Annotated in this window: 17 protein-coding genes; all 17 read left to right on the top strand. The window is 53.9% G+C overall.

Going from position 1 to position 18,894, the window contains the following annotated elements; genetic code table 11:
* The first annotated feature begins 248 nt into the window (after positions 1 to 248).
* The 17 genes from M987_RS20310 to wzxC all read left to right on the top strand — a co-directional run bounded on the left by M987_RS20310 (position 249) and on the right by wzxC (position 18,889).
* Positions 249 to 1,388, top strand: a complete 1,140-nt coding sequence (locus M987_RS20310) for a polysaccharide export protein (protein WP_014070943.1) — start codon at positions 249 to 251, stop codon at positions 1,386 to 1,388.
* A gap of 6 nt (positions 1,389 to 1,394) precedes the next feature.
* Positions 1,395 to 1,838, top strand: a complete 444-nt coding sequence (gene wzb / locus M987_RS20305) for a low molecular weight protein-tyrosine-phosphatase Wzb (protein ID WP_014070942.1) — start codon at positions 1,395 to 1,397, stop codon at positions 1,836 to 1,838.
* Positions 1,839 to 1,840: 2 nt separating this feature from the next.
* Positions 1,841 to 4,003: a tyrosine-protein kinase Wzc gene (gene wzc / locus M987_RS20300; RefSeq protein WP_014070941.1), complete on the top strand. Its 2,163-nt coding sequence runs from the start codon at positions 1,841 to 1,843 to the stop codon at positions 4,001 to 4,003.
* A gap of 148 nt (positions 4,004 to 4,151) precedes the next feature.
* Positions 4,152 to 4,994, top strand: coding sequence for a colanic acid biosynthesis glycosyltransferase WcaA (wcaA, locus tag M987_RS20295; protein WP_014070940.1), 843 nt, complete (start codon positions 4,152 to 4,154; stop codon positions 4,992 to 4,994).
* A complete protein-coding gene (gene wcaB, locus M987_RS20290) occupies positions 4,994 to 5,485 on the top strand; it encodes a colanic acid biosynthesis acetyltransferase WcaB (protein WP_014070939.1) in 492 nt (163 codons plus the stop codon). The genes wcaA and wcaB overlap by 1 nt, the downstream gene beginning before the upstream one ends.
* A complete protein-coding gene (gene wcaC / locus M987_RS20285; protein WP_014070938.1) occupies positions 5,482 to 6,699 on the top strand; it encodes a colanic acid biosynthesis glycosyltransferase WcaC in 1,218 nt (405 codons plus the stop codon). Before wcaB ends, wcaC begins: the two co-directional genes overlap by 4 nt.
* Positions 6,674 to 7,894, top strand: coding sequence for a colanic acid polymerase WcaD (gene wcaD, locus M987_RS20280; protein ID WP_014070937.1), 1,221 nt, complete (start codon positions 6,674 to 6,676; stop codon positions 7,892 to 7,894). Before wcaC ends, wcaD begins: the two co-directional genes overlap by 26 nt.
* Before the next feature lie 16 nt (positions 7,895 to 7,910).
* On the top strand, positions 7,911 to 8,657 hold the full coding sequence (gene wcaE / locus M987_RS20275; RefSeq protein WP_014070936.1) for a colanic acid biosynthesis glycosyltransferase WcaE: 747 nt from the start codon (positions 7,911 to 7,913) through the stop codon (positions 8,655 to 8,657).
* Between the two features lie 15 nt (positions 8,658 to 8,672).
* Entirely contained in the window at positions 8,673 to 9,227 is a 555-nt protein-coding gene (gene wcaF, locus M987_RS20270) for a colanic acid biosynthesis acetyltransferase WcaF (protein ID WP_014070935.1), read from the top strand.
* Between the two features lie 20 nt (positions 9,228 to 9,247).
* Complete coding sequence (gmd, locus tag M987_RS20265; RefSeq protein WP_014070934.1) at positions 9,248 to 10,369, top strand: GDP-mannose 4,6-dehydratase; 1,122 nt, start codon at positions 9,248 to 9,250, stop codon at positions 10,367 to 10,369.
* Between the two features lie 2 nt (positions 10,370 to 10,371).
* Positions 10,372 to 11,337, top strand: coding sequence for a GDP-L-fucose synthase (gene fcl / locus M987_RS20260; RefSeq protein ID WP_014070933.1), 966 nt, complete (start codon positions 10,372 to 10,374; stop codon positions 11,335 to 11,337).
* Between the two features lie 2 nt (positions 11,338 to 11,339).
* Positions 11,340 to 11,819: a GDP-mannose mannosyl hydrolase gene (locus M987_RS20255; RefSeq protein WP_014070932.1), complete on the top strand. Its 480-nt coding sequence runs from the start codon at positions 11,340 to 11,342 to the stop codon at positions 11,817 to 11,819.
* Entirely contained in the window at positions 11,816 to 13,039 is a 1,224-nt protein-coding gene (wcaI, locus tag M987_RS20250; RefSeq protein ID WP_014070931.1) for a colanic acid biosynthesis fucosyltransferase WcaI, read from the top strand. Before M987_RS20255 ends, wcaI begins: the two co-directional genes overlap by 4 nt.
* A 3-nt stretch (positions 13,040 to 13,042) precedes the next feature.
* Positions 13,043 to 14,479 carry a mannose-1-phosphate guanyltransferase gene (gene cpsB, locus M987_RS20245; RefSeq protein WP_014070930.1) on the top strand — a complete coding sequence of 479 codons (1,437 nt, stop codon included), beginning with the start codon at positions 13,043 to 13,045 and terminating at the stop codon, positions 14,477 to 14,479.
* A 109-nt stretch (positions 14,480 to 14,588) separates the two neighbouring features.
* Positions 14,589 to 15,959, top strand: coding sequence for a colanic acid biosynthesis phosphomannomutase CpsG (cpsG, locus tag M987_RS20240; RefSeq protein WP_014070929.1), 1,371 nt, complete (start codon positions 14,589 to 14,591; stop codon positions 15,957 to 15,959).
* Positions 15,960 to 16,006: 47 nt separating this feature from the next.
* Positions 16,007 to 17,401, top strand: a complete 1,395-nt coding sequence (gene wcaJ, locus M987_RS20235) for an undecaprenyl-phosphate glucose phosphotransferase (RefSeq protein ID WP_014070928.1) — start codon at positions 16,007 to 16,009, stop codon at positions 17,399 to 17,401.
* Between the two features lie 9 nt (positions 17,402 to 17,410).
* On the top strand, positions 17,411 to 18,889 hold the full coding sequence (gene wzxC / locus M987_RS20230) for a colanic acid undecaprenyl disphosphate flippase WzxC (protein ID WP_014070927.1): 1,479 nt from the start codon (positions 17,411 to 17,413) through the stop codon (positions 18,887 to 18,889).
* Positions 18,890 to 18,894: the final 5 nt, after the last annotated feature.

The following is an 18,894-nucleotide window of genomic DNA, read 5'->3' as shown; positions in this document are numbered from 1 at the left end:
GAGGGTGTTTATCCATAACATATTGTTTAGACAGTGCATTGGTAACTGAAAGCCAAGGGCGGTAGCGTGCCTGAAAGCGTGTGAATCGGCCCCCGATTATTCTGTCAATAGCCAATGGATGAATAAGCTTTTTTTAGGACTGATGCCAGTTATATTTCTATTTCATTAACTGCATTCTGAATGTCGTTTCAATCCGCGCTTATTTAAATTGCACAGGATAATTACTCTGCCAAAGTGATAAATAATCAATGATGAAATCCAAAATGAAATTGATGCCATTATTGGTGTCTGTGACCTTGATGAGTGGTTGTACGGTTTTTCCCGGCAGCAATATGTCAACCATGGGAAAGGATGTGATCAAACAGCAGGATGCTGATTTCGACCTCGACCGGATGGTGAATGTTTATCCACTGACGCCGCGTCTGGTGGAACAATTACGTCCACGGCCAAACGTGGCCCAGCCAAATACATCCCTGGACCAGGAAATTGCCGCCTACCAGTACCGTGTCGGGCCGGGGGATGTGATTAACGTGACCGTCTGGGATCACCCGGAGCTGACTACGCCAGCGGGCCAGTACCGCAGCTCCAGCGATACCGGGAACTGGGTTCAGCCGGACGGGACCATGTTCTATCCCTACATCGGTAAAGTTCACGTGGTGGGGAAAACCCTTGCCGAAATTCGTAGTGATATTACCGGCCGCTTAGCGCAGTACATCGCTGACCCGCAGGTGGACGTTAATATCGCCGCATTCCGCTCGCAAAAGGCTTATGTCTCCGGGCAGGTGAATAAATCAGGTCAGCAGGCCATCAGCAACGTGCCGCTGACGGTGCTGGACGCCATCAACGCCGCAGGCGGCCTGACCGATGCGGCAGACTGGCGCAATGTGGTGCTGACCCACAATGGCCAGGAGCAGCGCATTTCCCTTCAGGCGCTGATGCAAAACGGCGACCTGAGCCAGAACCGTCTGCTCTATCCGGGTGACATTCTGTACGTTCCACGCAATGACGATCTGAAAGTGTTCGTGATGGGAGAAGTGAAAAAACAGAGCACGCTCAAAATGGACTTCAGCGGCATGACCCTGACCGAAGCACTGGGGAATGCAGAAGGCATCGATCTCACCTCGTCCAACGCCAGCGGTATTTTCGTCATCCGTCCGCTGAAAGGCGAGGGCAGTGCGAAAGGGAAGATTGCCAACATTTACCAGTTGGATATGTCCGACGCGACCTCCCTGGTGATGGCAACCGAATTCCGCCTCCAGCCGTACGATGTGGTGTATGTCACAACCGCACCGGTTGCCCGCTGGAACCGCCTGATCAACCAGTTGCTGCCAACCATCAGTGGCGTTCGCTACATGACGGATACGGCGCGCGACATCCATACCTGGTAATCCGCGATGTTTAACAAAATTCTGGTGGTGTGCGTGGGGAACATTTGCCGTTCCCCGACGGGCGAGAGGCTGTTGAAGAACTATCAACCCGCTCTCACGGTCGACTCCGCGGGGCTTGGGGCGCTGGTGGGTAAAGGCGCCGACGAGCGTGCTGCGAACGTGGCGTTGGATCATAACCTCTCTTTAGACGGGCACAGCGCCCGTCAGGTCTCCGGGCGCATGTGCCGCGAATATGACCTGATCCTGACGATGGAAAAACGCCACATTCATGCCCTGTGTGAAATCGCACCTGAAATGCGGGGCAAAGTGATGCTCTTTGGTCACTGGGACAATGAACGCGAAATTCCCGATCCGTATCGCAAGAGCCGAGAGGCATTTGAGGCGGTTTATACCTTACTTGACCAGTCTGCCCGTCAGTGGGCGCAGGCACTGAAAGCTCAGCAGGGATAACAATGACAGAAAAAACAAAACCTTCTGCCGCCCCGATATCGGGCAGTGATGAAATCGATATTGGTCGTCTGGTTGGCACGATTATAGAGGCGAAATGGTGGGTTCTGGGGATAACTGCCGTGTTTGCGGCGGCAGCCGTTGTTTATACCCTTTTCGCCACGCCAATCTACAGCGCCGATGCGCTGGTGCAGATTGAACAAAATACCGGCAACTCGCTGGTGCAGGATATCGGATCTGCGCTGGCGAACAAGCCTCCGGCATCCGATGCCGAAATTCAGCTGATCCAGTCGCGTATGGTGCTGGGCAAAACGGTTGACGATCTCAATCTGGATATTGCCGTCACCAAAAACACCTTCCCTGTCTTCGGCGCGGGATGGGACAGGCTGATGGGGCGTCAGAACGATATGGTAAAAGTGACCACTTTTACCCTGCCGAAAGGCGGTGCCGATCAAACCTTCACGCTGACAGTGCTTGGGCCAAAGCAGTACCAGCTTACCAGCGACGGTGGTTTTAGCGCGCGCGGTGAAGTGGGGCAGATGCTGAGCAAAAACGGCGTCAGTATGATGGTCAGCGCCATTCAGGCCGCTGAAGGCAGTGAGTTTACCGTCTCGAAATTCTCCATGCTGGGGATGATCAACAATCTGCAAAACAACCTTAGCGTCACCGAAAACGGTAAAGACACCGGGGTGTTGAGCCTCAGTTTTACCGGTGAAGACAAGGATCAGATCCGCGACATCCTGAACAGCATCACCCGCAACTACCTCGAGCAGAACGTTGCGCGTAAATCGGAAGAGGCGGCTAAAAGCCTGGCCTTCCTGGCAAAACAGCTGCCGGAAGTGCGCCAGCGTCTGGATGTCGCCGAAGAGAAGCTCAACAGCTATCGCCAGAAGAAAGACTCAGTGGACCTGCCGCTGGAAGCGAAATCGGTCCTGGATTCGATGGTGAACATCGATGCCCAACTGAACGAGCTGACCTTTAAAGAAGCGGAGATCTCCAAGCTCTACACCAAACGCCACCCGGCGTACCGCACCTTGCTGGAAAAACGCCAGGCGCTGGAAGATGAAAAAGCCAATCTCAACAAGCGTGTGACCGCCATGCCGGAAACCCAGCAGGAGATTGTTCGTCTGACCCGTGATGTGGAGTCTGGCCAGCAGGTTTACATGCAACTGCTGAACAAGCAGCAGGAGCTGAAAATTACCGAAGCCAGTACCGTTGGCGATGTGCGTATTGTTGACTCCGCCATTACCCAGCCGGGTGTGCTGAAGCCGAAAAAAGCCCTGATCATTCTGGGCAGCATTATTCTCGGCCTGATGCTTTCCGTAATGGGTGTGCTGCTGCGCTCGCTGTTTAACCGCGGTATCGAAAGCCCGCAGGTGCTGGAAGAGAATGGCATCAGCGTTTACGCCAGTATTCCGCTGTCGGAATGGCAGAAATCGCGCGATAGCGTGAAAACGGTTAAAGGCGTTAAGCGCTATAAGCAGAGCCAGCTGCTGGCTGTGGGCAACCCCACTGACCTTGCCATCGAGGCGGTTCGTAGCCTGCGCACCAGCCTGCACTTCGCCATGATGCAGGCCAAAAATAACGTGCTGATGATGACCGGCGTTAGCCCGTCTATCGGTAAGACGTTTGTCTGCGCCAACCTGGCGGCTGTGGTGAGCCAGACCAATAAACGCGTTCTGCTGATCGACTGCGACATGCGTAAAGGCTACACCCACGAACTGCTGGGTACTAATAACGTCAATGGTCTGTCGGAGATCCTGCTCGGTAAAGGGGAGATTGAACAGTGTGCCAAACCGACCTCAATCCCGAATTTCCATCTTGTGCCGCGTGGCCAGGTTCCGCCAAATCCGTCTGAGCTGCTGATGAGTGAACGCTTCAGCCAACTGGTGGAGTGGGCGAGCAAACACTACGACCTGGTGTTGATCGATACCCCACCGATTCTGGCCGTAACCGATGCTGCCGTTGTGGGTCGCCATGCGGGCACCACGCTGATGGTGGCGCGCTATGCGGTGAATACCCTGAAAGAAGTGGAAACCAGTCTGGCCCGCTTCGAGCAGAACGGTATCGATGTGAAAGGGGTGATCCTGAACTCCATCTTCCGTCGCGCCAGCGGTTATCAGGATTACGGTTACTACGAGTACGAATACAAGTCTGACAGTAAATAAAAAGACACCCCACCCCTCACCCTAACCCTCTCCCCTAAGGGGAGAGGGGACCGTCCGGTGCGGGAGTTTGGGTACGAACATAATGACGACCACTGACTACCTTTCACCCTCTCCCCTTTGGGGAGAGGGCTGGGGTGAGGGGAAGACCATGACCACACAACGCCCTTTGATTTCTATTTATATGCCGACATGGAATCGTCAGCAGCTGGCGATCCGCGCAATTAAGTCGGTCCTGCGTCAGGACTACGACAACTGGGAACTGCTCATCGTTGATGACTGCTCCTCTTCATACGAACAACTGCAAAAATTCGTGACTGACCTTAATGACCCGCGGGTTATGTACACGCATAACGCCATCAACTCCGGGGCGTGTGCGGTACGTAACCAGGCGATATTGCAGGCGCAAGGGCAGTATCTGACCGGGATTGACGACGATGACGAATGGACCCCCAACCGTCTGTCGACCTTCCTGTCACACCAACATCAGTTGGTTACTCATGCGTTTCTGTATGCCAACGACTATGTCTGCCAGGGTGAAGTCTATTCGCAGCCGGCGAGTCTGCCGCTCTATCCTAAGTCACCTTACTCCCGTCGCCTGTTTTACAAGCGCAATATCATTGGTAATCAGGTCTTCTCCTGGTCCTGGCGCTTTAAAGAAAACTTGTTCGATACCGAACTTAAGGCGGCGCAGGACTACGATATTTTCCTGCGCATGGTGGTGGAGTATGGCGAACCCTGGAAAGTGGAGGAAGCCACGCAAATCCTGCATATCAATCATGGGGAGATGCAAATCACCTCGTCGCCGAAGAAATTTTCCGGCTACTTCCACTTTTACCGCAAGCACAAAGACAAGTTCGATCGTGCAAGCCGTAAGTATCAGCTCTTTACCCTCTATCAGATCCGCAATAAGCGCATGAACTGGCGCACGCTGCTGACGCTCTTTTCTGTACGCAATACCAAGCGTCTGGCTGATGGACTTCGGGGGAAATAATGTTTCTGGAAGATTGCCGCGCGAACAGCTGGAGCCTGCGCCCTTGCTGCATGGTTCTGGCCTATCGCATCGCACATTTTTGCTCGGTCTGGCGCAAAAAAAACGTGCTGAACAATATCTGGGCAGCGCCGGTTCTGGTGCTGTACCGCATCATTACCGAATGCTTTTTTGGCTACGAAATTCAGGCAGCCGCCACCATTGGCCGCCGCTTCACCATCCATCACGGCTATGCCGTGGTGATCAATAAGTTCGTGGTCGCAGGTGATGACTTCACCATTCGCCACGCGGTGACCATCGGGAACCGTGGGCCAGCAAGCCTTGCGTGCCCTGTCATCGGTAATAACGTCGAGCTGGGCGCCAATGTGGTGATCATCGGCGACATTACCGTGGGTAACAACGTAACCATTGGTGCAGGTAGCGTGGTGCTGGACAGCATTCCTGATAACGCGCTGGTGGTGGGCGAGAAAGCCCGCGTGAAGGTGATCAAATGAATATTATGCAATTTAACGTTCGTCTGGCCGAGGGCGGGGCGGCAGGCGTGGCGCTGGATCTTCACCAGCGCGCGCTGCAAAAAGGATTACAGTCGCGTTTCATCTACGGCTATGGCAAAGGCGGGAAAAAAAGCGTCAGCCACGATGACTATCCGCAGGTGGTGAAACAGACCCCGCGCGTGACTTCTATCGCCAACATTGCGCTTTTCCGTCTGTTTAACCGCGATCTGTTCGGCAATCTGAACAGCCTGTACCGTACGGTAACGCGCTCGGCCGGGCCCGTGGTGCTGCATTTCCATGTGCTGCACAGCTACTGGCTGAACCTGGAAGAGGTGGTGGCCTTTTGCGAAAAAGTGAAAGCGCATAAACCGGACACCACCTTTGTCTGGACGCTGCATGATCACTGGAGCGTAACCGGGCGATGTGCCTTTACTGACGGTTGCGAAGGCTGGAAAACGCAATGCCAGAAGTGCCCAACGCTGACCAACTATCCACCGGTAAAAGTGGACCGGGCGCACCAGTTGGTGGCGGGAAAACGCCAGCTGTTTCGCGAGATGCTCGCGCTCGGCTGCACGTTTATCTCCCCCAGTCAGCATGTGGCCGATGCCTTTAACAGCCTGTACGGGGCAGGGCGCTGCAAAATCATCAATAACGGGATCGACGTGGCAACCGAAGCGATCCTGGCTGAGCTGAAACCGGTGGCGCACACTTCAGGCAAACCGAAAATTGCCGTGGTAGCACACGACCTGCGTTACGATGGCAAAACCAATCAACAGCTGGTGCGCGACATAATGGCGCTCGGCGACAAGATAGAACTGCATACGTTCGGTAAGTTTTCCCCGTTTGAAGGGACGAACGTGGTGAATCACGGGTTCGAAACCGACAAACGTAAACTGATGAGCGCGCTGAACGGCATGGATGCGCTGGTCTTTAGCTCCCGCGTGGATAACTACCCGTTAATCCTGTGTGAAGCGCTGTCAATTGGCGTGCCGGTGATTGCCACCCATAGCGACGCAGCGCGTGAAGTGCTGGAAAAATCTGGCGGCAAAACGTTCAGTGAAAATGAGGTGCTGCCGCTGGTGCAACTGCCAAAGCCCGCCGTCGCCCAGGCCGTTTTTGGCACTGACCTGGAATCGTTCCGCAACCGCAGCCGAAAGGCGTACAGTGGCCAACAGATGCTGGAGGAATATGTCTCGTTCTATCAGAATCTGTAGTTATCTGCTGCTGCCGCTGATTTACCTGCTGGTCAACGTCAAGATTGCCCAGCTCGGCGAAAGCTTCCCCATCACCATTGTGACGTTCCTGCCGGTCTTACTGCTGCTGTATGTCGAAAAAATCAGCCTGAAAAAGCTGATGATTGCCCTCGGCGTTGGATTTGGCCTGACGGCATTTAACTACATCTTTGGTCAGTCGCTGGATGCCAGCAAATACGTCACCTCGACCATGCTGTTTGTTTATATCGTCATTATTATTGGCATGGTCTGGAGTATTCGCTTTAAAACTATTTCACCGCACAATTATCGGAAAATCCTTAGGTTCTTTTATATTGCCGTTACGTTAATTGTCATGCTGGCTGCGCTGGAAATGGCGCAAATTATTTTGACCGGTGGCAGTAGCCTGATGGAGATAATTTCGAAATATCTCATTTACAGTAACAGCTATGTACTGAACTTCATTAAGTTTGGCGGCAAGCGTACCACCGCGCTCTATTTTGAACCGGCATTTTTTGCTCTGGCGTTAATCTCAATTTGGCTCAGCATCAAACAGTTTGGTATCAAAACCCCTAAGACCGATGCTATGATTCTTGCAGGAATTGTTCTGTCAGGCTCTTTCTCTGGGGTGATGACATTTATATTGTTCTACCTGCTGGAGTGGGCGTTTCAGTACCTGAATAAGGATGCGATAAAGAAAAAACTGCCGCTGGCGATTATCTCCCTGACGGTGTTTTTAGTTGGCGTGATATTTGCTTTTCCGTACATCTCAGAGCGTCTGGGAGATTTGGGAACGGAAGGTTCGTCGTCTTATTATCGCATCATTGGGCCACTGGTGATGGTGGGATATTCATTAACCCACATTGATGGCGTAGTCAGATTTGGCTCACTTTACGAATATGTTGCATCATTCGGAATCTTTAACGGTGCAGATGTCGGTAAAACCATAGACAATGGTCTGTATCTGTTAATTATTTATTTTTCGTGGTTCGCCGTATTGTTGACACTGTGGTACTTGTTTAAAGTTTTCAAAATGATGATTAACGCGTTTGGGGATAACCAGAACTTTCGCGTACAGCTTTATCTTTTTACGCCAGTGTCGTTGTTCTTTACGGGGTCAATATTTAGCCCGGAATATGCTTTCTTAATTGTCTGTCCGTTTATTCTGCGCAAGGCGCTCAATATTACGCGTGTATGACGAAATGAGGTGATTTATGTTTCTTAGTGTGGTTACTGTCGCCTTTCGCAATTATGAAGGCGTGGTAAAAACATGGCGCTCGCTGCGCAACCTGGCACGCGATCCAAGCCTCACATTTGAATGGATTGTCGTGGATGGCGGCTCGAATGACGGTACGGCTGATTTTCTGGAAAAACTCAATGGGGAGTTCAACTTACGTTACATCAGCGAGAAAGATAAAGGCATCTACGACGCCATGAACAAGGGCATCGATATGGCCCAGGGGCGCTATGCCATCTTTCTGAATTCCGGTGATGTGTTCCATGAAGATGTTGCACTCTTTGCCCGTCAGCTGGCGCGCCAGAAAGAGGACGCCATGTATATCGGTGATGCGCTTCTGGATTTCGGCGATGACCATAAAGTTCTGCGTAGTGCGAAACCCGGCTGGTATATCTACCACAGTTTACCGGCCAGCCATCAGGCTATTTTCTTCCCGACCGCAGGGCTGAAAAAACAGCCGTATGATTTGCAGTATAAAGTGTCATCAGATTATGCACTGGCAGCAAGTTTGTATAAGTCAGGTTACCCGTTTCGTCGAATTAAAGGCACGGTGTCTGAATTTTCGATGGGTGGGGTGTCAACCTCGAATAATCTGGAATTGTGCCAGGATGCAAAAAACGTGCAGCGCAATATATTGCGAATGCCGGGGCCACTGGCGGAATTATCCTATTTATTACGTCTGAAAACGACGGGTAAAACGAAAGCCTTATATAACAAAGTCTGAATATAAGGAAGCGTAATGCAGGAACTCAAGGGATTCTCCGTGCCGAAAGGTTTTCGGGGCGGAAACGGTATTAAGGTGCAGTTATGGTGGGCAGTGCAGGCCACGTTATTTGCCTGGTCACCACAAATACTGTATCGCTGGCGCGCATTTTTATTACGCTTGTTCGGTGCAAAAATCGGAAAAAACGTAGTCATTCGCCCGTCAGTCAAAATTACGTATCCGTGGAAATTAACGCTCGGTGATTACGCCTGGGTGGGGGATGACGCGGTGTTATATAGTCTGGGTGATATCACCATTGGTGCGAATTCAGTGGTATCTCAGAAGTGTTATTTGTGTACCGGTAGTCATGATTTTATGAGTCAGCATTTTGATATTACCGCTTCGCCAATAGTGATTGGCGAAAAATGCTGGCTGGCGACAGATGTTTTTGTCGCACCGGGTGTTTCTGTTGGCGATGGCACCGTTATTGGCGCTCGCAGCAGCGTTTTTAAATCGCTTCCGGCAAATAAGGTTTGCCGGGGCAATCCCGCAGTGGTGATACGCGAACGCGTAGAAACTGAAAAACTTTGATAAGTACAGAGGAAATAAATATGTCTAAAGTCGCTCTCATCACCGGCGTTACCGGACAGGATGGTTCTTACCTGGCAGAATTGCTGCTGGAGAAAGGTTATGAAGTACACGGTATTAAACGTCGTGCCTCTTCGTTCAACACCGAGCGTGTGGACCATATCTATCAGGATCCTCATGCGACAAACCCGAAATTCCACCTGCACTACGGCGACCTGACGGATACCTCTAACCTGACCCGTATTCTGCAAGAAGTACAGCCGGATGAAGTCTACAACCTGGGTGCGATGAGCCACGTGGCCGTGTCGTTTGAATCCCCGGAATATACCGCTGACGTGGATGCCATGGGTACGCTGCGCCTGCTGGAGGCGATCCGCTTCCTCGGTCTTGAGAAGAAAACCCGTTTCTACCAGGCGTCTACCTCAGAGCTGTATGGCCTGGTGCAGGAAATCCCGCAGAAAGAAACCACTCCGTTCTACCCACGCTCGCCGTATGCGGTAGCCAAACTGTACGCCTACTGGATCACCGTAAACTACCGTGAATCCTACGGCATGTATGCGTGTAACGGCATTCTGTTCAACCACGAATCCCCGCGCCGTGGTGAAACCTTCGTGACCCGTAAAATTACCCGTGCGATCGCCAACATTGCACAGGGTCTGGAGTCTTGCCTGCACCTGGGCAACATGGATTCTCTGCGTGACTGGGGCCATGCCAAAGACTACGTGAAAATGCAGTGGATGATGCTGCAACAGGACAAACCAGAAGACTTCGTGATTGCGACTGGCGTGCAGTATTCCGTGCGTCGTTTCGTGGAAATGGCTGCGGCACAGTTGGGCATCAAACTGCGCTTTGAAGGCACCGGCGTTGACGAGAAAGGTATTGTTGTTTCCGTAACTGGTCATGATGCACCGGGCGTGAAACCGGGTGATGTAATTGTTCAGGTTGACCCGCGTTACTTCCGTCCTGCGGAGGTGGAAACCCTGCTGGGCGACCCAACCAAAGCGCACGAAGTGCTGGGCTGGAAACCAGAGACCACTCTTCAGGAGATGGTGTCTGAAATGGTAGCCAAAGACCTTGAAGCGGCGAAGAAACACTCACTGCTGAAGTCCCACGGCTACGAGGTTGCCATCGCGCTGGAGTCCTGAGAATGACCAAACAACGTATTTTTGTCGCCGGTCATCGCGGCATGGTGGGTTCCGCCATTGTCCGCCAGCTGGAACAACGTGGTGACGTTGAGGTGATTGTCCGTACGCGTGACGAACTGAATTTGCTCGACAGCAAAGCCGTGCAGGATTTCTTTGCAGACTCGCGTATCGATCAGGTGTATCTGGCGGCGGCTAAGGTGGGCGGTATTGTCGCTAACAACACTTACCCGGCTGATTTCATCTACGAGAACATGATGATTGAGAGCAACATTATTCACGCCGCGCATCTGCACAACGTGAATAAGCTGCTGTTCCTCGGTTCATCCTGTATCTACCCGAAAATGGCGAAACAGCCGATGGCGGAAAGCGAGTTGCTGCAAGGCACGCTCGAGGCAACCAACGAGCCGTACGCCATTGCCAAGATTGCCGGGATCAAGCTGTGCGAGTCCTATAACCGCCAGTACGACCGCGATTATCGCTCGGTCATGCCGACTAACCTGTATGGGCCGAACGATAATTTCCACCCGAGCAATTCGCACGTGATCCCGGCGCTGCTGCGCCGCTTTCACGAAGCAACGGCTGAAAACGCACCGGATGTGGTGGTGTGGGGAAGCGGTACGCCAATGCGTGAGTTTCTGCACGTGGACGACATGGCGGCAGCCAGCATTCACGTGATGGAGCTGGATCGCGAAGTGTGGCAGGAAAACACGCAACCGATGCTCTCACACATTAACGTGGGGACCGGCGTGGATTGCACTATTCGCGAGCTGGCGCAAACTCTGGCAAAGGTGGTGGGCTACAAAGGCCGCGTGGTGTTCGACGCCACAAAACCTGACGGCACGCCACGTAAGTTACTGGATGTCACGCGCCTGCATCAGTTGGGCTGGTATCACGAGGTGTCACTTGAGCAGGGGCTTGCCAGCACCTATCAGTGGTTCCTGGAAAACCAGCACCGCTTCCGGGGGTAAACATGTTTTTAAATCAGGAAGACTTTGCCACGGTAGTCCGTTCCACTCCGCTTATCTCAATCGATTTGATTGTGGAGAACGAACGCGGCGAGTTCTTGCTGGGGAAACGAACCAACCGCCCTGCACAAGGGTACTGGTTCGTACCCGGTGGACGTGTACAGAAGGATGAGACGCTCGCGGATGCTTTCGCGCGTCTTACCCTGGCGGAACTCGGGCTGCGCTTGCCGCAGTCCGCAGGCCAGTTTTACGGGGTCTGGCAGCACTTCTACGACGATAACTTTTCCGGGGCTGATTTCACCACGCACTACGTGGTACTCGGTTTTTGCCTGAAGGTGAATCAGGCAGATTTGCGTCTGCCTGATGCTCAGCATGACGATTACCGCTGGCAGACGCCAGAGGCGTTACTGGCAAGCGACAATGTGCATGACAACAGTCGGGCCTATTTCCTCGCAGAACGTCAGGCCGGGGTACCGGGCATATGAAAATCCTCGTATACGGAATCAACTACTCGCCGGAACTTACCGGCATCGGGAAATACACCGGCGAAATGGTTGAGTGGATGGCGGAGCAGGGACATGACGTGCGTGTCATTACCGCGCCGCCTTACTACCCGGAATGGCAGGTGGGCGCACGCTACTCGGGCTGGCGCTATCGCCGTGAGCAGGGCGCTGCAACCGTCTGGCGTTGCCCGTTGTATGTGCCAACACAGCCGTCAACGCTGAAACGTTTAATTCATCTCGGCAGTTTTGCCCTGAGCAGCTTTTTCCCGCTGATGGCGCAGCGTCGCTGGAAACCTGAACTCATTATTGGCGTGGTGCCCACGCTGTTTTGCACGCCAGGAATGCGCCTGCTGGGCAAGCTTTCAGGTGCGCGAACTTTGCTGCACATCCAGGACTACGAAGTGGACGCCATGCTGGGACTGGGGATGGCCGGGAAAGGCAAAGGTGGCAAGGTGGCAAAACTGGCCAGCGCGTTTGAACGTAGCGGCCTGCATAACGTGGATTACGTCTCGACCATCTCGCGCTCGATGATGAATAAAGCGCAGGAGAAAGGCGTCGCAGCGGAAAAAGTGATCTTTTTCCCTAACTGGTCTGAAGTGGCGCGTTTTCGCGATGTATCTGAACACGATGCCCTGGCGCTGCGTGAACAACTCGGTTTGCCTGAAGATAAAAAAATCATTCTTTACTCGGGCAACATCGGTGAAAAACAGGGGCTTGAAAGCGTGGTTGAGGCGGCCGAACAGCTTAGCAACCATGCTCTGACGTTTGTGATTGTCGGGCAGGGTGGCGGTAAAGCGCGCCTGGAAAAAATGGTCAGCGAACGTGGCCTGACAAATGTGAAATTTTACCCGCTTCAGCCTTACGAGGCGTTGCCGGCGCTGCTGAAGATGGGGGACTGCCATCTGGTGGTACAAAAACGCGGTGCAGCAGATGCTGTGCTGCCATCAAAACTGACCAACATTCTGGCGGTAGGCGGTAATGCGGTAATCACTGCCGAGGCTGATACCGAGCTGGGTCAGCTGTGCGACAACTACCCGGGAATTGCGGTTTGTGTTGAGCCAGAGTCCGTTGAGGCGCTGGTTACCGGGATCGAACAGGCGCTCGCGCTGCCGAAAGAGAACATCGTGGCACGTGAATATGCCGGGCGGACGCTCGAAAAAGAGAACGTCCTTAGCCAATTTATTGCAGATATACGGGGATAAATGATGAGTCAAACCAAACTTTTTCCGGTCGTGATGGCTGGTGGCTCTGGTAGCCGGTTGTGGCCGCTGTCCCGCGTGCTCTATCCAAAACAGTTCCTCTGCCTGAAAGGGGATCTCACCATGCTGCAAACGACGGTGTCCCGTCTGAACGGCGTGGAGTGCGAAAGCCCGGTGGTGATTTGTAATGAACAACACCGCTTTATCGTGGCCGAGCAGCTGCGTCAGCTCAACAAGCTGACTGAAAACATCATTCTGGAGCCGGCGGGACGTAATACGGCACCTGCCATTGCGCTGGCGGCGCTGGCGGCAAAACGCAGTTGCCCGGACTGTGATCCGATGATGCTGGTGCTGGCCGCTGACCATGTTATCCAGCAGGAAGACAGCTTCCGTGACGCGGTACGTTCCGCCATTCCTTACGCCGAGAGTGGCAAGCTGGTGACCTTCGGGATCGTGCCAGACCTGCCGGAAACCGGTTATGGCTACATTCGCCGGGGCGATGTCACGCCGGGCGAAGGCGAGAGCCTGGCGTTTAACGTGGCGCAGTTTGTCGAAAAACCGAATCTGGAAACCGCGCAGGCCTATGTCGCCAGCGGTGAATACTACTGGAACAGCGGTATGTTCCTGTTCCGCGCCGGGCGCTATCTGGAAGAGCTGGAAAAATTCCGCCCGGATATCCTCAGCGCCTGTGAAAAAGCCATGGATGCGGTTGACCCGGATCTCGACTTTGTCCGGGTGGATGAAGAAGCCTTCCTCGCCTGTCCGGAAGAGTCCATTGACTATGCCGTGATGGAGCGCACCGCCGATGCGGTGGTGGTGCCGATGGATGCGGGCTGGAGCGACGTTGGCTCATGGTCATCCCTGTGGGAGATCAGCGCGCACACCCCGGAGGGCAATGTCCACCATGGTGATGTAATCAGCCATAAAACGGAGAACAGCTATGTGTACGCTGAATCCGGGCTGGTTACCACGGTGGGCGTGAAGGATCTGGTGGTCGTTCAGACGAAAGATGCCGTGCTGATTGCTGACCGTAACGCAGTTCAGGACGTCAAAAAAGTGGTGGAAAGGATCAAGGCTGATGGCCGCCATGAACACCACATTCACCGCGAAGTGTATCGCCCGTGGGGCAAATATGACTCCATTGATTCCGGCGATCGCTACCAGGTAAAACGCATCACCGTGAAGCCAGGGGAAGGGCTGTCAGTGCAGATGCATCACCACCGCGCCGAACACTGGGTCGTAGTGGCCGGAACCGCCAAAGTGACCATCGACGGTGAAATCAAACTGATTGGTGAAAACGAGTCGGTGTATATCCCGCTGGGCGCGACGCATTGCCTGGAAAACCCAGGGAAAATTCCGCTCGACCTGATCGAAGTCCGCTCTGGCTCGTATCTGGAAGAGGACGACATTGTGCGCTTCCAGGATCGTTACGGCCGGGTCTAGCGCCGTCTTTAACGCCGGATGGCGCTTCGCTTATCCGGCCTACGAATGAATAAAAACAATTTTGCCTGTTAATCGGGCGGGCCAACTGTTGCCTGAAAAAGGGGTCATCATGGAAAAATTAAGCTGTTTTAAAGCCTACGATATTCGCGGCAAGCTGGGCGAAGAGCTGAATGAAGACATCGCGTGGCGTATTGGCCGTGCGTATGGTGAATATCTCAAGCCAAAAACCATTGTTTTAGGCGGCGATGTCCGTCTGACCAGTGCGTCACTGAAAAGCGCGCTGGCAAAAGGGTTGCAGGATGCAGGCGTCGACGTGCTGGATATTGGTCTTTCCGGTACGGAAGAGATCTATTTCGCCACCTTCCACCTGGGCGTGGACGGCGGTATCGAAGTGACCGCCAGCCATAACCCGATGGACTACAACGGCATGAAGCTGGTGCGCAAGGGCGCGCGCCCGATCAGCGGCGACACCGGCCTGCGCGACGTACAGCGTCTGGCAGAAGCCAACGACTTCCCGCCGGTGGATGCAGCAAAACGCGGTAGCTACAAACAGATCAATCTGCAAAAAGAGTACATCGACCATCTGCTTGGCTACATCAACGTGGCAAACCTCAAGCCGCTGAAACTGGTGATTAACTCCGGGAACGGTGCGGCAGGCCCGGTTGTCGATGCCCTGGAAGCACGCTTTAAGGCGCTGAACGTCCCGGTCACCTTCATTAAAGTGCACAACACCCCGGACGGTAACTTCCCGAACGGTATTCCTAACCCACTGCTGCCAGAGTGCCGCGATGACACCCGCAACGCGGTGATCGAACACGGCGCCGATATGGGTATCGCCTTTGACGGCGACTTTGACCGCTGCTTCCTGTTCGACGAAAACGGTCAGTTTATCGAAGGCTATTACATCGTTGGCCTGCTGGCGGAAGCGTTCCTCGAGAAAAATCCGGGGGCGAAGATCATTCACGATCCGCGTTTGTCGTGGAATACCGTCGATGTGGTAGCGGCTGCGGGTGGCAAGCCGGTGATGTCCAAAACCGGTCACGCGTTCATCAAAGAGCGGATGCGTGAAGAAGATGCCATCTACGGCGGCGAGATGAGCGCCCACCACTATTTCCGTGATTTTGCTTACTGCGACAGCGGGATGATTCCGTGGCTGCTGGTGACGGAGCTGCTGTGCCTGAAAGGTCAGTCGCTGGGCGAACTGGTACGTGACCGTATGGCGGCATTCCCGGCAAGCGGAGAGATCAACAGCAAGCTGGCGCTGCCGGCCGAGGCGATCGCCCGCGTAGAGCAGCACTTTGCCCTCCACGCGCTGGAAATTGATCGTACCGATGGCATCAGCATGTCGTTCCCGCAGTGGCGGTTCAATCTGCGTTCTTCAAACACCGAGCCGGTGGTGCGTCTGAATGTGGAATCGCGGGCGGATGTCCCACTGATGGAAGCGCGAACGCAGGACATTCTGGCGTTGTTGAATCAGTAAAACTTGCCCCCTCCCGATGGGAGGGGGATCCGATAACAGGAACAACGATGACGAATCTAAGAAAGCGCGAGCGAGCCAGAACGAATGCATCGTTAATCTCTATGGTGCAGCGATTTTCTGACATCACCATCATGGTCGGTGGATTGTGGGTGGTGTGCCGGATAAGCGGACAGCCATTCTTCTACATGCATTTGCTGATGGCGTTGATTGCGCTGGTGGTGTTTCAGATGATCGGTGGGGTGACCGATTTCTACCGTTCATGGCGCGGCGTCAAAATTACCACCGAGCTGCTGTTGCTGATTCAGAACTGGACGTTAAGCCTGATTTTCAGCGCAGGGCTGGTGGCATTCAGCCATGATTTTGACACCCGTCTGGTGACCTATCTTTGCTGGTATGTCTTAACCAGCCTGGGCATGGTGGTTTGCCGTTCCCTGATCCGCTACTTTGCGGGCTGGCTGCGTAATCGGGGTTACAACACCCGCTATGTGGCCGTTGCAGGCGATTTACCAGTAGGGCAGGTGCTGCTGGACAGTTTTCGCAAAGAGCCGTGGCTGGGGCTGGAAGGGGTAGGGATCTACCACGACGCCAAACCGGGCGGCGTATCTGCCGACTGGGCCGGCAATTTCGAACAGCTGATTGACGACGCGAAGGCCGGCAAGATCCACAACGTTTACATCGCCATGCAGATGAGCGATGAGTCGTACATTAAACATCTGGTGCGAGAGCTTGCGGATACCACCTGTTCGGTGATCCTCATTCCTGACGTCTTTACCTTTAATATCCTGCATTCACGTATCGACGAAGTGAACGGCGTGCCCGTTGTGCCGCTGTATGATACGCCGCTTTCAGGCATTAACCGCGTGCTCAAGCGCGTGGAAGATATCCTGCTCTCTTCGCTGATTTTACTGCTGATCTCCCCGGTACTGTGCTGCATTGCGCTGGCGGTGAAGCTCAGCTCTCCAGGCCCGATTATCTTCCGTCAGACCCGCTATGGCATGGATGGCAAGCCCATCATGGTGTGGAAGTTCCGCTCTATGAAGGTGATGGAAAACGACAAAGTGGTGACGCAGGCGACGCAAAACGATCCGCGCGTGACCCGGGTGGGAAATTTCCTGCGCCGTACCTCGCTGGATGAGCTGCCACAGTTTATCAACGTCTTTACCGGTGGCATGTCCATCGTCGGCCCGCGCCCACATGCGGTAGCGCACAACGAGCAGTATCGCTCGCTGATTGAGGGTTACATGCTGCGCCACAAAGTGAAGCCGGGGATCACCGGTTGGGCACAGATTAACGGCTGGCGCGGTGAAACCGACACCCTGGAAAAAATGGAAAAACGTATTGAGTTTGACCTCGAGTACATCCGTGAGTGGAGTCTCTGGTTCGATATCAAAATCGTCTTTCTGACCATCTTTAAAGGCTTTGTGAACAAAGCGGCGTATTAAGGAACGGTCATGAGTTTACGTGAAAAAACCATCAGCGGCGCAAAATGGTCGGCAATGGCGACCATTGTCATCATTGGTCTGGGGCTGGTGCAGATGACGGTGCTGGCGCGCATTATCGATAATCACCAGTTCGGTCTGCTGACCGTGTCGCTGGTGATTATTGCGCTTGCCGACACGCTGTCTGATTTTGGTATCGCCAACTCGATTATCCAGCGTAAAGAGATTAGCCAGCTTGAGCTGACCACGCTCTACTGGCTGAATGTGGGGCTAGGGATCACCGTCTTTGTGCTGGTGTTTCTGCTGAGCGACGTGATTGCCGGCGTGCTGCATAACCCGGATCTGGCCCCACTGATGCGTACCCTCTCTTTTGCTTTTGTGGTGATCCCGCACGGCCAGCAGTTTCGTGCGCTGATGCAAAAAGAGCTGGAGTTCAACAAAATTGGCATGATTGAAACCAGCGCGGTGCTGGCGGGCTTTACCTTTACCGTGGTGAGCGCGCATTTCTGGCCGCTGGCGTTAACCGCGATCCTGGGTTACCTGGTGAACTCTGCCGTACGTACGATGCTGTTTGGCTACTTTGGCCGTAAGATCTACCGCCCGGGGCTGCATTTCTCGCTGGCGTCTGTGTCGTCGAACCTGCGCTTTGGCGCATGGCTGACGGCCGACAGCATTATCAACTACGTCAACACCAACCTGTCCACGCTGGTGCTGGCGCGCATTCTGGGGGCAAGTGTCGCGGGCGGTTATAACCTGGCCTATAACGTTGCTGTTGTTCCGCCGATGAAGCTGAACCCTATCATCACCCGCGTGCTGTTCCCGGCGTTCGCCAAAATTCAGGACGACACGGCGAAGCTGCGCGTCAACTTCTACAAGCTGCTTTCGGTGGTAGGGATTATTAACTTTCCGGTACTGCTGGGGCTGATGGTGGTTTCCAACAATGTGGTGCCGCTGGTCTTCGGTGAGAAGTGGGTCAGCATCATTCCGGTTCTGCAACTGCTGTGCGTGGTGGGGTTGCTGCGCTCCGTTGGCAATCCGATCGGCTCGCTATTAATGGCGAAAGCACGTGTCGATATCAGTTTTAAATTCAATGTATTCAAAACGTTCCTGTTTGTTCCGGCGATTATCGTCGGCGGGCATCTGGCGGGCGCGATTGGGGTCACCCTGGGTTTCCTGCTGGTGCAAATCATCAATACCGTTCTGAGCTATTTCGTGATGATTAAACCGGTACTGGGTTCCAGCTACCGTCAGTACATCCTGAGCCTGTGGCTGCCGCTGTACCTGTCTTTGCCGACCCTGGCGGTGAGTTATGGCCTGGGCGTGGTGCTGAATGGCCATCTGCCTTTAGCGGCACTGCTGGCAGTACAGATTGCGGCGGGCGCGCTGGCATTTGGCGTGATGCTCGTGCTGTCGCGTAATGCGCTGGTGGTAGAGATGAAGCGCCAGTTTTGCCGTAACGAAAAAATGAAAATGCTGCTTCGCGCAGGCTAATTTTA

This window comes from Enterobacter soli ATCC BAA-2102 (genome assembly GCF_001654845.1).
Lineage (GTDB): Bacteria > Pseudomonadota > Gammaproteobacteria > Enterobacterales > Enterobacteriaceae > Enterobacter > Enterobacter soli.
This window is presented reverse-complemented; position numbering and strand designations above follow the sequence as displayed.

Bases quoted from the DNA above. Each gene is read 5' to 3' on its own strand.
- M987_RS20310 (WP_014070943.1), top strand. From the start codon at position 249: ATGATGAAATCCAAAATGAAATTGATGCCATTATTGGTGTCTGTGACC.
- wzb (WP_014070942.1), top strand. From the start codon at position 1,395: ATGTTTAACAAAATTCTGGTGGTGTGCGTGGGGAACATTTGCCGTTCC.
- wzc (WP_014070941.1), top strand. From the start codon at position 1,841: ATGACAGAAAAAACAAAACCTTCTGCCGCCCCGATATCGGGCAGTGAT.
- wcaA (WP_014070940.1), top strand. From the start codon at position 4,152: ATGACCACACAACGCCCTTTGATTTCTATTTATATGCCGACATGGAAT.
- wcaB (WP_014070939.1), top strand. From the start codon at position 4,994: ATGTTTCTGGAAGATTGCCGCGCGAACAGCTGGAGCCTGCGCCCTTGC.
- wcaC (WP_014070938.1), top strand. From the start codon at position 5,482: ATGAATATTATGCAATTTAACGTTCGTCTGGCCGAGGGCGGGGCGGCA.
- wcaD (WP_014070937.1), top strand. From the start codon at position 6,674: ATGTCTCGTTCTATCAGAATCTGTAGTTATCTGCTGCTGCCGCTGATT.
- wcaE (WP_014070936.1), top strand. From the start codon at position 7,911: ATGTTTCTTAGTGTGGTTACTGTCGCCTTTCGCAATTATGAAGGCGTG.
- wcaF (WP_014070935.1), top strand. From the start codon at position 8,673: ATGCAGGAACTCAAGGGATTCTCCGTGCCGAAAGGTTTTCGGGGCGGA.
- gmd (WP_014070934.1), top strand. From the start codon at position 9,248: ATGTCTAAAGTCGCTCTCATCACCGGCGTTACCGGACAGGATGGTTCT.
- fcl (WP_014070933.1), top strand. From the start codon at position 10,372: ATGACCAAACAACGTATTTTTGTCGCCGGTCATCGCGGCATGGTGGGT.
- M987_RS20255 (WP_014070932.1), top strand. From the start codon at position 11,340: ATGTTTTTAAATCAGGAAGACTTTGCCACGGTAGTCCGTTCCACTCCG.
- wcaI (WP_014070931.1), top strand. From the start codon at position 11,816: ATGAAAATCCTCGTATACGGAATCAACTACTCGCCGGAACTTACCGGC.
- cpsB (WP_014070930.1), top strand. From the start codon at position 13,043: ATGAGTCAAACCAAACTTTTTCCGGTCGTGATGGCTGGTGGCTCTGGT.
- cpsG (WP_014070929.1), top strand. From the start codon at position 14,589: ATGGAAAAATTAAGCTGTTTTAAAGCCTACGATATTCGCGGCAAGCTG.
- wcaJ (WP_014070928.1), top strand. From the start codon at position 16,007: ATGACGAATCTAAGAAAGCGCGAGCGAGCCAGAACGAATGCATCGTTA.
- wzxC (WP_014070927.1), top strand. From the start codon at position 17,411: ATGAGTTTACGTGAAAAAACCATCAGCGGCGCAAAATGGTCGGCAATG.